At 67.9% G+C, this 11,718-nt stretch carries 11 protein-coding genes; 9 read left to right on the top strand and 2 right to left on the bottom strand.

Features of this window, described 5'->3' with window-relative positions; genetic code table 11:
• Positions 1 to 98 precede the first annotated feature (98 nt).
• The 4 genes from SBP02_RS17410 to lnt all read left to right on the top strand — a co-directional run bounded on the left by SBP02_RS17410 (position 99) and on the right by lnt (position 4,029).
• Entirely contained in the window at positions 99 to 1,100 is a 1,002-nt protein-coding gene (locus tag SBP02_RS17410) for a PhoH family protein (protein ID WP_318643622.1), read from the top strand.
• Entirely contained in the window at positions 1,093 to 1,551 is a 459-nt protein-coding gene (gene ybeY, locus SBP02_RS17415; RefSeq protein WP_318643623.1) for an rRNA maturation RNase YbeY, read from the top strand. Before SBP02_RS17410 ends, ybeY begins: the two co-directional genes overlap by 8 nt.
• A 30-nt stretch (positions 1,552 to 1,581) precedes the next feature.
• Positions 1,582 to 2,421, top strand: a complete 840-nt coding sequence (locus tag SBP02_RS17420) for an HlyC/CorC family transporter (RefSeq protein ID WP_318643624.1) — start codon at positions 1,582 to 1,584, stop codon at positions 2,419 to 2,421.
• A gap of 87 nt (positions 2,422 to 2,508) precedes the next feature.
• Positions 2,509 to 4,029, top strand: coding sequence for an apolipoprotein N-acyltransferase (lnt, locus tag SBP02_RS17425; protein WP_318643625.1), 1,521 nt, complete (start codon positions 2,509 to 2,511; stop codon positions 4,027 to 4,029).
• A 4-nt stretch (positions 4,030 to 4,033) separates the two neighbouring features.
• Here lnt and SBP02_RS17430 read toward each other — a convergent pair whose 3' ends face one another.
• Both SBP02_RS17430 and SBP02_RS17435 read right to left on the bottom strand, forming a co-directional pair.
• Positions 4,034 to 4,813, bottom strand: coding sequence for a YdcF family protein (locus SBP02_RS17430; RefSeq protein WP_318643626.1), 780 nt, complete (start codon positions 4,811 to 4,813; stop codon positions 4,034 to 4,036).
• Between the two features lie 91 nt (positions 4,814 to 4,904).
• Complete coding sequence (locus SBP02_RS17435) at positions 4,905 to 5,357, bottom strand: hypothetical protein (RefSeq protein ID WP_318643627.1); 453 nt, start codon at positions 5,355 to 5,357, stop codon at positions 4,905 to 4,907.
• A 199-nt stretch (positions 5,358 to 5,556) separates the two neighbouring features.
• On the opposite strand from SBP02_RS17435, the gene leuS reads away from it, so the two are divergent.
• The 5 genes from leuS to SBP02_RS17460 all read left to right on the top strand — a co-directional run bounded on the left by leuS (position 5,557) and on the right by SBP02_RS17460 (position 11,530).
• Positions 5,557 to 8,169 carry a leucine--tRNA ligase gene (gene leuS, locus SBP02_RS17440; protein WP_318643628.1) on the top strand — a complete coding sequence of 871 codons (2,613 nt, stop codon included), beginning with the start codon at positions 5,557 to 5,559 and terminating at the stop codon, positions 8,167 to 8,169.
• A 58-nt stretch (positions 8,170 to 8,227) separates the two neighbouring features.
• Positions 8,228 to 8,836: an LPS-assembly lipoprotein LptE gene (locus SBP02_RS17445; protein ID WP_318643629.1), complete on the top strand. Its 609-nt coding sequence runs from the start codon at positions 8,228 to 8,230 to the stop codon at positions 8,834 to 8,836.
• 42 nt (positions 8,837 to 8,878) lie between these two features.
• Complete coding sequence (gene holA / locus SBP02_RS17450) at positions 8,879 to 9,925, top strand: DNA polymerase III subunit delta (protein WP_318643630.1); 1,047 nt, start codon at positions 8,879 to 8,881, stop codon at positions 9,923 to 9,925.
• 96 nt (positions 9,926 to 10,021) lie between these two features.
• Positions 10,022 to 10,180: an alternative ribosome rescue factor ArfA gene (arfA, locus tag SBP02_RS17455; RefSeq protein WP_318643631.1), complete on the top strand. Its 159-nt coding sequence runs from the start codon at positions 10,022 to 10,024 to the stop codon at positions 10,178 to 10,180.
• Between the two features lie 72 nt (positions 10,181 to 10,252).
• Positions 10,253 to 11,530: a lytic murein transglycosylase gene (locus SBP02_RS17460; protein ID WP_318643632.1), complete on the top strand. Its 1,278-nt coding sequence runs from the start codon at positions 10,253 to 10,255 to the stop codon at positions 11,528 to 11,530.
• Positions 11,531 to 11,718 lie beyond the last annotated feature (188 nt).

Raw genomic sequence — 11,718 nt, forward strand, 5'->3', positions numbered from 1 at the left:
CCTGCGGCTAAAGCCGCAGCCCGCCGAGCTTTCCCCCTTCGACGGCTAGCGCTATTCTTCGCCTCACTACCCCTGCCGACTGGCGGCCATCTACGACCTTGAACGCACCCATAGAACCCCTTCGTTTCATCCTCGAACCCTTCGAGGCTCGCCGCTTCGCCAACCTCTGCGGACAATTCGACGAGCACCTGCGCCTGATCGAACAGCGCCTGGCGATCGAGATCCGCAATCGCGGCAACCAGTTCGAACTGATCGGCCCCGCCGAGCAGACCGCCGCCGCCGAACAGCTGCTGCAGCGCCTGTACCGCGAGACCAAGAGCAGCGAACTGTCCCCCGACTTGGTGCACCTGTTCCTGCAGGAATCGGCCATGGAGTCGGTCGGCGACAAGAGCGAAGTCGGCGTCACCCTGCGCACCCGCAAGGGCAGCATCCGCCCACGCGGCGCCAACCAGCAGCGCTACGTCAAGGCCATCCTCGACAACGACATCAACTTCGGCATCGGCCCGGCCGGCACCGGCAAGACCTACCTGGCCGTGGCCTGCGCGGTGGATGCCCTGGAGCGCGAGCAGGTGCGGCGCATCCTGCTGGTGCGCCCGGCGGTGGAGGCCGGCGAGAAGCTCGGCTTCCTGCCCGGCGACCTGGCGCAGAAGATCGACCCCTACCTGCGCCCGCTGTACGACGCCCTGTACGAGATGCTCGGCTTCGAACAGGTGGCCAAGCTGATCGAGCGCCAGGTGATCGAGATCGCCCCACTGGCCTATATGCGCGGGCGCACCCTGAACAACAGCTTCATCATCCTCGACGAGAGCCAGAACACCACGATGGAACAGATGAAGATGTTCCTCACCCGCATCGGTTTCGGCTCCACCGCGGTGATCACCGGCGACATCACCCAGGTCGACCTGCCGCGCGGCACCCGCTCCGGCCTGACCCATGTGATCGACGTGCTGCACGAGGTGCCCGGCATCAGCTTCACCCACTTCAAGCCCAAGGACGTGGTGCGCCACCCCCTGGTCCAGCGCATCGTCGAGGCCTACGAACGGCACGACAACCGCCTGCACGGCAAACTCGACGACGAGCAGGACGGCCGCGATGGTTGAACTGGACCTGCAGGTCGCCAGCCAGGCCGAACAGCTGCCCGGCGAGGCGCAGTTTCGCGCCTGGTGCGAACTGGCCCTGCGCCAGCGCACGGCCGACTCCGAGCTGACCATCCGCCTGGTGGACGAGGCCGAGGGGCGCGAGCTCAATAGCACCTACCGGCACAAGGACTACGCCACCAACGTGCTGTCCTTTCCCGCCGAGGTGCCCGACGAAATGCTGGATATCCCCCTGCTCGGCGACCTGGTGATCTGCGCCCCGGTGGTCGCGCGCGAGGCCCGCGAACAGGACAAGAGCCTGGAGGCCCACTGGGCCCACCTGGTGATTCACGGCTGCCTGCACCTGCTCGGCTACGACCACATCGAAGAGGCCGAAGCCGAGGAAATGGAAGCCCTGGAACGTACACTGCTTGCCGAGCTGGGGCACCCCGACCCCTACGCCGGCGACGACTGATTGCCCACGAGCAAGGATTCCGAATCCCCCATGAGCGAAGACCGATCGAGCAACGAGCAGAAGTCCTGGCTGAACAAGCTGACCCAGGCTTTTGCTCCAGAGCCGAAGAACCGTCAGGAACTGCTGGAAGTGCTGCGCGAGGCGCATGAGAACAAGCTGCTCGACAGCGAGGCGTTGGCCATAGTCGAGGGCGCCATCCAGGTCGCCGACCTGCAGGTGCGCGACATCATGGTGCCGCGTTCGCAGATGATCAGCATCAAGTCCAGCCAGACGCCCAGGGAGTTCCTGCCCTCGATCATCGAGGCCGCCCACTCGCGCTACCCGGTGATCGGCGAGAGCCTCGACGACGTGATCGGCATCCTCCTGGCCAAGGACCTGCTGCCGCTGCTGCTGCAGGACGAACAGGCGGGCTTCAACATCAAGGACCTGCTGCGCCCGGCGACCTTCGTCCCCGAGTCCAAGCGCCTCAACGTGCTGCTGCGCGAGTTCCGCGCCAACCACAACCACATGGCCGTGGTGATCGACGAGTACGGTGGCGTCGCCGGTCTGGTGACCATCGAGGACGTGCTCGAGCAGATAGTCGGCGACATCGAGGACGAGCACGACGTCGAGGAGGACAGCTACGTCAAGCCGCTGCCCTCCGGCGACTTCCTGGTCAAGGCCCTGACCCCCATCGACAGCTTCAACGAGGCCTTCGAGACGCAGTTCTCCGACGACGAGTTCGACACCGTCGGCGGCCTGGTGATGAGCGCCTTCGGCCACCTGCCCAAACGCAACGAGGTGACCGAGATCGGCGAGTTCCGCTTCCGCGTGCTCAATGCCGACAGCCGGCGCATCCACCTGCTGCGCCTGACCCCCCTGGCGCGCTGAGGCGCCAGCCCCAGGCCCCCGGCCGGCCTTCACCCGGCCGGGGTTCCACTCTATTCTTGCGCCTCCTCCATCCAAGGACCGGTACCGATGCACTGGATCACTCGCCCCGGCTGGCCGGGCAACCTGGCGGCCCTGGCGGCCGGCGCCCTCACCCCGCTGGCGCTGGCCCCCTTCGACCTCTGGCCGCTGGCGCTGCTGTCCATCGCCCTGCTCTACCTCGGCCTGCGCGACCTGACTCCGCGCCAGGCGGCGGGCCGCGGCTGGTGCTACGGCTTCGGCCTGTTCGCCGCCGGCACCAGCTGGGTGTACGTCAGCATCCACGACTATGGGGCCGCCTCGCCGCCCCTGGCAGCCTTCCTGACCCTGGGCTTCGTCGCCGGCCTCGGCCTGTTCTTCGCCCTGGCCGCCTGGCTGTGGGCGCGCTGGCTGCGCCGGGTCGAGGCGCCGCTGGCCGACGCCCTGGCCTTCGCCGCCCTGTGGCTGGCCCAGGAGGCCTTTCGCGGCTGGTTTCTCACCGGCTTTCCCTGGCTCTATGCCGGCTATAGCCAGCTCGACGGGCCGCTGGCCGGACTCGCTCCGCTCGGCGGCGTCTGGCTGATCTCCTTCGTCCTGGCGCTCTGCGCCGCCCTGCTGGTCAACCTGTCCCGACTACGCGCCCGCAAGGCCTTCCTGGCCGTCGGCCTGGCGCTGCTGGCCACCCCTTGGATCGCCGGCCTGGCGCTCAAGGACCACCCCTGGACCACGGCCAGCGGCGCCCCCCTCAAGGTCGCCGCCATGCAGGGCAATGTGCCGCAGAACCTCAAGTGGGATCCGGCCCAGCTCAACGCCCAGCTGGTGCTGTACCGCGACCTGAGCTTCAACGCCGCGCCGACTGACCTGATCGTCTGGCCGGAGACCGCGGTGCCGGTGCTCAAGGAGCAGGCGAGCGGTTATCTGGCGATGATGGAGCGCTTCGCCCGGGAGCGCGGCGCCGCGCTGATCACCGGCGTGCCGATCCGCCAGGCCAACGAACGCGGCGAGCCGCGCTACTACAACGCGGTCAGCGTGGTCGGCGAAGGCGCGGGCGACTACCTCAAGCAGAAGCTGGTGCCCTTCGGCGAGTACGTGCCGCTGCAGGAACTGCTGCGCGGCCTGATCGCCTTCTTCGACCTGCCGATGTCGGACTTCGCCCGCGGCGACGCCGAGCAGCCGCTGCTGCAGGCCAAGGGCCTGAATATCGCCACCTACATCTGCTACGAGGTGGTCTATCCGGAGTTCGCCGCGAGCCTGGCCGCCCAGAGCGACCTGCTGCTGACGGTGAGCAACGACGCCTGGTTCGGCACTTCGATCGGCCCCCTGCAACACCTGCAGATGGCGCAGATGCGCGCCCTCGAGGCGGGGCGCTGGATGATCCGCGCCACCAACAACGGCATGACCGTGCTGATCGACCCCTTCGGGCGCATCACCGCCCAGCTGCCACAGTTCGAACGCGGCGTGCTCTATGGCGAGGTGCAGCCCATGCAGCAGCTTACCCCCTACCTGCAGTGGCGCGCCTGGCCCCTGGCACTGCTCTGCGCCCTGCTACTGGGCTGGGCACTGCTGGCCAGCCGCGTGGCGCGCACAGTCTAGGCCGTCATTCGGCGCCATCCGCCCGGCCATAGAACAGGGGATAGGCGATCAGCCCGACCGCCTCGTTGAGCAGCAGCGTGTTCTGCCACAGGGCCTTGGCCTCCGGCAGCCAGCCGCCGGCGGGACGGCCATTGGCCACGCCGAAGAACCCCAGCGGCGCCGCCACCACCTCCAGGCCCTGCCGTTCGAAACACCAGCGCGCCCTGGGCATGTGCCAGGCCTGGGTCACCAGCAGCACCCGGGTCACGCCCGCCTGGCGCAGCAATCGGGCACTGTGGGTGGCGTTCTCCCAGGTGGTGCGACTCGCCCCCTCCTGCCAACGCACCGCCACAGCGAAATCCCGCGCCAGCACCTCGGCGCCCAACGCGGCCTCGCTGGGGGGCTGGCCATAGTGCAAACCGCCACTGGTCAGCAGCGGCAGTCCCGTGGCCCTGGCCAGGCGTGCGGCGTAGCGCAGCCGCTCCAGGGCCATCGACGCGGGCTGATCGCCGCCCCAGGCCGGGTCGTCGCGCTCGCGACCGCCACCGAGCACCACTATCGCCTCGGCCCGCTGCGCCAGCACCGGCCAGTGCGCCTCGGCCAGCGCCGGATCACGCTCCAGCCACCGCGCCGACCACTCCACAGTGACCGGCAGGCTCATCAGCCACAGACCGCCGACACCGAGGACGAAGCAGCAGCTGGCGACGCGTGGCATGCGCCTGCGCAGCCACCAGCCGAGCACCAGCAGGAGCAGCAAACCGCCAGGCGGCATGAACAGGTGTTTGAGCATGTAGCGAATCGGCATCGGGCGCCCTCCAATGGGGGCCAAGCCTAACAGGCCGCCGCCCGCCACCGGACAGAATCAACCACGACGCCCAGGCAAGTCACCGATAGGGCTATGGCTGGCGGCCATTGCTCGAACGAAAAAGCTGCGAACCGCAGGCCGCGCAGGCCTGCACACCGCTCCCCGGCTGCCAATCGATCACTACGCCGCAGAGCGCGCAGCACAGCTGCAGCTGTTGACTCAAAGGCACCTGGGTCGTGTCCAGTGCCTGGCTGATGGCCCGCTCCAGGGCCCGCTCCGACTTGGCCGCCCGTACCGGCAACTGCTCGATCTGCGCCAACTCTTCCGCCGCCGCATGCCAGCCACGCAGCCAGTTCAGGTCATGATCCAGGTAGGCGCGAATCAACTCCAGCTCGGCGGAGGTCAGGCCGCGCAACTCCAACTCGCCCGGCGTCTCGGCGGATAGCCGCCCCATGCTGTCGGCCTCATCCAGTGCCAAGGCGAGGCGCTGCAGCAGCCGCTCGTACAAACTGCCGCGCGCATCCGCTCTTCGCAACTCACCCATCCTTCACCTCGCGCAGGCTCGATCGAACAGCCCCTCTAGCAAGCTTAGCGGTCACCCTTCATCCGGCAGCCCCCGGCGACCAACGGCGGCCCCTGCCCCGGGTGACGGGCAGCCCGCGCAATCAGGGTTTCCCTCAGCCGAGGGGGGTCATGTATGCTACGGCGTTTCCCGCAAGCCCCATTTCCCAGCGCCAGTAGCCATGCACGAACAGTATCAGCCACGCGAGATCGAAGCCGCCGCGCAGTCCCACTGGGACGCGCAGAAATCCTTTGTAGTGAGTGAACAGCCGGGCAAGGACACCTTCTACTGCCTGTCGATGTTCCCCTACCCCAGCGGCAAGCTGCACATGGGCCACGTGCGCAACTACACCATCGGCGACGTGATCGCCCGCTACCAGCGCATGCAGGGCAAGAACGTGCTGCAGCCGATGGGCTGGGACGCCTTCGGCATGCCGGCGGAAAACGCCGCGATGAAGAACAAGGTCGCGCCGGCCAAGTGGACCTACGAAAACATCGAGTACATGAAGACCCAGCTCAAGAGTCTGGGCCTGGCCATCGACTGGTCGCGGGAAGTCACCACCTGCAAGCCGGACTACTACCGCTGGGAGCAGTGGCTGTTCACCCGCCTGTTCGAGAAGGGCGTGATCTACCGCAAGAACGGCACCGTCAACTGGGACCCGGTCGACCAAACCGTGCTGGCCAACGAGCAGGTCATCGACGGCCGCGGCTGGCGTTCGGGCGCGCTGATCGAGAAGCGCGAGATCCCCATGTACTACTTCAAGATCACCGCCTACGCGGATGAACTCTTGAGCAGCCTGGACGAGCTGGACGGCTGGCCGGAACAGGTCAAGACCATGCAGCGCAACTGGATCGGCAAGAGCTTCGGGGCCGACATCGTCTTCGACTACGACCTCGAAAGCATCGGCGAAGCCGGCCAGTTGCGGGTCTACTCCACTCGCCCCGACACCCTGATGGGCGCCACCTACGTGGCGGTGGCCGCCGAGCACCCGCTGGCCCAGCGCGCCGCGGCGAAGAACCCGCAGATCGCCGCCTTCATCGCCGAGTGCAAGGCCGGCTCCGTGGCCGAGGCCGACATGGCCACCATGGAGAAGAAGGGCATGGCCACCGGCGAATACGTCATCCACCCGCTGACCGGCGACAAACTGCCGGTGTGGGTCGCCAACTACGTGCTCTGGGGCTACGGCGAAGGCGCGGTGATGGCAGTGCCGGCCCACGACGAACGCGACTTCGAGTTCGCCCACAAGTACGGCCTGCCGATCACCCAGGTCTATGCCGCCGAAGGCAAGGATTATGACAACACCCAATGGCAGGCCTGGTATGCCGACAAGGACGGCCTGAGCACCGTCAACTCCGGCCAGTACGACGGCAAGGACTTCGGCGCGGCCTTCGACGCCATAGTCGCCGACCTCGAAGCCAACGGCCACGGCGCGCGCAAGACCCAGTTCCGCCTGCGCGACTGGGGCATCAGCCGCCAGCGCTACTGGGGTTGCCCTATCCCGATCATCCACTGCGACAGCTGTGGCGACGTACCGGTGCCGGAAGACCAGCTGCCGGTGGTGCTGCCCGAAGACGTGGTACCGGACGGCAGCGGCAGCCCGCTGGCTAAGATGCCCGAGTTCTATGAATGCAGCTGCCCGAAGTGCGGCGCGCCGGCCAAGCGCGAAACCGACACCATGGACACCTTCGTGGAAAGCTCCTGGTACTTCGCCCGCTACGCCTCGCCCCAGTACACCGGCGGCATGGTCGACCCGGCCGCGGCCAACCACTGGCTGCCGGTGGACCAGTACATCGGCGGCATCGAGCACGCCATCCTGCACCTGCTGTACGCGCGCTTCTTCCACAAGCTGATGCGCGACGAGGGCCTGCTGAGCTCCAACGAGCCGTTCAAGAACCTGCTGACCCAGGGCATGGTGGTGGCCGACACCTACTACCGCCTCGCCGATAACGGCGGCAAGGACTGGTTCAACCCGGCCGACGTCGTCGTCGAGCGCGACGCCAAGGGCAAGGTCGTCGCCGCCAAGCTGGCCAGCGACGGCCTGCCGGTGGAAATCGGCGGCACCGAGAAGATGTCCAAGTCGAAGAACAACGGCGTCGACCCCCAGGCCATGATCGATGCCTACGGCGCCGACACCTGCCGCCTGTTCATGATGTTCGCCTCGCCGCCGGACATGAGCCTGGAATGGTCCGACTCCGGCGTCGAGGGCGGCAGCCGCTTCCTCCGTCGCGTCTGGCGTCTGGCCCAGGGCCATGTCAGCCAGGGCCTGCCGGAGGCACTGGACAAGAGCGCGCTGAACGACGAACAGAAGGCCGTCCGGCGCGCCATCCACCTGGCCATCAAACAGGCCAGCACCGATATCGGCCAGCACCACAAATTCAACACCGCCATCGCCGCGGTGATGACCCTGATGAACGTGCTGGAGAAGGCCCCGCAGGCCAGCGCCCTGGATCGTGCCCTGCTCCAGGAGGGCCTGGAAACCGTGGCCCTGCTGCTGGCGCCGATCACCCCGCACATCTGCCATGAGCTGTGGCAGCGGCTCGGCCATGCCGAGGCGATCATCGACGCCCGCTGGCCGGCGCTGGACGAGTCCGCCCTGGTGCAGGACAGCCTGACCCTGGTGGTCCAGGTCAACGGCAAGCTGCGCGGCCAGATCGAGGTGCCGGCCAGTGCCAGCCGCGAAGAGGTCGAGGCCGCCGCCCGCGGCAACGAGAACGTGCTGCGCTTCACCGAGGGCCTCGCCATCCGCAAGGTCATCGTGGTGCCCGGCAAGCTGGTCAACATAGTCGCCAACTGATTAGGCTCGGCGCGACCGTCACGCGGCGCGCCGGCACGCTCGACAAGGGGATACGAAGATGATGAAACGGAATCTGTTGGTTATGGGCCTGAGCCTGCTGCTCGGCGCCTGCGGCTTCCAGCTGCGCGGCACCGGCGACGTGCAGTTCGCCCTCAAGGAGCTGGACGTCAGCGCGCGCAATGCCTACGGCGACACCCTCAAGCAGCTGCGCCAGGTCCTCGAAAGCAATCAGGTGCGGGTCTACACCGGCGCGCCCTATAAGCTGGTGCTGAGCGACGAACGCGAGAGCCAGCGCGCCGCCAGCTACACCAGCGCCGCCCGCAGCGCCGAGTACGAGCTGACCACCACCCTCGACTACGAGATCCGCGGCGCACGCAACCTGCTGCTGCTGAGCAACAGCCTGGAGGCGCAGAGCTTCTATGTGCAGGACGGCAACAACCTGATCGGCTCCAGCCAGGAAGCCAGCCAACTGCGCAACGAGATGCGCCGCGACCTGGTGCAACAGCTGGTGCAACGCCTGCAACAGATCAGCCCGGACCAGCTCGACCAGCTGCAGCAGACCGCCGAAGCCAAGGCCAAGGCCGAAGCCGAGGCACTGGAGGCGGCCCGTCAGCGCCAGGCCGCACAGCCGCAGCAGTCGCCCATATCGCTGCCAAGCTACCCCTGATGCGCCCGGCGGGGCCGCCCATGGCCCCGCCCGCCCCTGCCGATGAAGCTCAACCCCGCACAACTCAACAAACACCTGCAAGGCAGCCTGGCCCCGATCTACGTGGTCAGCGGCGATGAGGCCCTGCTCTGCCAGGAGGCCTGCGACGCCATCCGCGCCGCGACCCGCCAGCAGGGCTTCGGCGAGCGCCAGGTGTTCAACGCCGAGAACAATTTCGACTGGGGCCAGCTGCTGCAGGCCGGCGCCAGCCTGTCGCTGTTCGCCGAAAAGCGCCTGCTGGAACTGCGCATCCCCAACGGCAAGCCCGGCGACAAGGGCGCCGCCGCGCTGCTGGAGTACCTGGCCCGCCCGGCCGACGACACCGTGCTGCTGATCAGCCTGCCCAAGCTCGACGGCAGCACCCAGAAGACCAAGTGGGCCAAGGCCCTGATCGACGGCGCCCAGACCCAGTTCCTGCAGATCTGGCCGGTCGATGCCGCCCAGCTGCCGCAATGGATTCGCCAGCGCCTGGCCCAGGCCGGCCTAAGCGCCAGCCAGGAGGCGGTAGAGATGATCGCCGCACGGGTGGAAGGCAACCTGCTGGCCGCCGCCCAGGAGATCGAGAAACTCAAGCTGCTCGCCGAAGGCGGCCAGGTCGACGCCGACACCGTGCTCGCCGCCGTGGCCGACAGTGCCCGCTACGACGTGTTCGGCCTGATCGATGCGGCGCTGGCTGGCGAAGCCGCCCACGCCCTGCGCATGCTCGAGGGCCTGCGCGGCGAAGGGGTCGAGCCGCCGGTGATTCTCTGGGCCCTGGCCCGGGAGATCCGCCTGCTCGCCACCATCGCCCAGCAATACGCCCAGGGCATGCCCTTGGACAAGGCGTTCAGCGCGGCGCGTCCACCGGTCTGGGACAAGCGCCGCCCCCTGGTGAGCAAGGCCTTGCAACGCCACTCGGCGGCGCGCTGGGGACAGTTGCTGCAGGTCGCCCAGCGCATCGACGCGCAGATCAAGGGCCAGGCCGCCGGCGATCCCTGGAACGGCCTGAGCCTGCTGACCCTCACCCTCTGCGGCCAGCGCCTGGGCCTCGCCGACGACCCCGACCGCTAAGCCAGCTACAAGGTTCGGCCTGGCGCTGGACTTCCCCGCCCCCAGCCGCCATCATCGGCCAGCCCGCAACCGGCGGGCGCCGCACGAGGCCACGCCATGAGCAAGAAAAGCCCCCATGGCCCGAACCGGGCCAAGTCCCTGATCGCCCAGCCGCTGTTTCGCTGCCGCCAGGAAAAACCGCGCAAGGGCAAGGGCAGTTACCGCCGCGAAGCCTCCCAGACAAACTGGGAGGCTTCGTTCTTTGTGGCCGCCTGAAAGGCCCGCCACAGCCCGCATGCCGGCCCATTCATGCTAAGGTAACGGCCTGCAAAACGCCCCGAGACCACCATGCCCTACCTGCTTCTTCGTGGCCTGAGTCATACCGCCACGGCCTGCCTGCTTCTGTTGCTGACTGCCTGCGCCGAGGCCCCCGCGCAGCCCCTGGCGTCCGCTCCGACAACGGCAGTCACCAGCACGAGTCCGACCGCGGCCATCGCCGCCCCGCTGCTCAGTTTCGACGAGTGGCGCAGCCTGCTGCGCAGCGACGCCATAGCCGCCGGCATCGATGCCGGGCTGTTCGACCGGGCCTTTGCCGGTGTCACCCTCGACCCCAAGGTCATCGCCGCCGACAACAACCAGCCCGAGTTCAGCCGCCCGATCTGGGACTACATCGATGGCGCCCTCTCCACCGCGCGTGTGGCCCAGGGGCGCTTGCTCAAGGCCCAGCACCGGCCGACCCTCAAGGCCATTCGCAGCGCCTACGCCGTCGACCACGAAGTGCTGATCGCCATCTGGGGCATGGAAAGCAACTTCGGCAGCAACATCGGCAGCAACAACGTGATCCGCTCGCTGGCGACCCTGGCCTACGACGGCCGCCGTCAGGTCTTCTGGCGCAGCCAGTTGCTGGCAGCCCTGCAGATCCTGCAGGCCGGCGACAGCACGACGCAGCAGTTGATCGGCTCCTGGGCCGGGGCCATGGGGCAGACCCAGTTCATGCCGACCACCTTCAACCAGTACGCGGTGGACTTCGATGGCGACGGCCGCCGCGACCTGTGGCGCTCGGCCCCCGATGCACTGGCCTCTGCCGCCAACTACCTGCACGACTCGGGCTGGGACAATGGCCAGCCCTGGGGCTTCGAGGTGCGCCTGCCGTCGCCCTTCGATTACGCCCTGGCCGACCCGGAAGTGCGCCTCAGCCTGACGCAATGGCGAGCGCTGGGCATCGAACCGGTCAACCCGGTAGACGCCCGGGAGGACAACATGGCCAGCCTGTTCCTGCCGGCCGGCCACCGGGGCCCCGCGTTCCTGCTGCTCAACAACTTCCGCAGCATCCTCAAGTACAACAACTCCACGGCCTACGCCCTGGCCATCGGCCTGCTCTCGGACGCCCTCGACGGTCAGCCTGGCGTGCAAGCCGCCTGGCCGCGTTCCGACCGCCAACTGGGCCGCAGCGAGCGGGTCGAGCTGCAGGCGCTGCTGACCCAGAACGGCTTCGAACCGGGTCCGGCGGATGGCATCATCGGCGCCAACACGCGCAAAGCCGTACGCGCCTTCCAGCAACGCCTCGGTCAGCCGGCCGACGGCTACCCGAGCTATGAGCTGCTGCAGCAACTGCGCAAGCGCTGAACCGTAAGGCGAATCATGAGGCGACCCTAGGGTCGCCTTTTCCGTTGCCCGCGGGGCCCAGGATCGGCTGGACAGCAGCGGCTCAAGGCACAGAGCGAGCGGCAGACGGCCGCCGGCTCGGGAAAACACCTTCTGTGGTAGACTGCGCGGCGGCCACAAGCCTCTCGCCAATGGAGCCTCTACCGGAG

Source organism: Pseudomonas benzenivorans (assembly GCF_033547155.1).
In the GTDB taxonomy this organism is placed as follows: Bacteria; Pseudomonadota; Gammaproteobacteria; order Pseudomonadales; family Pseudomonadaceae; genus Aquipseudomonas; species Aquipseudomonas benzenivorans_B.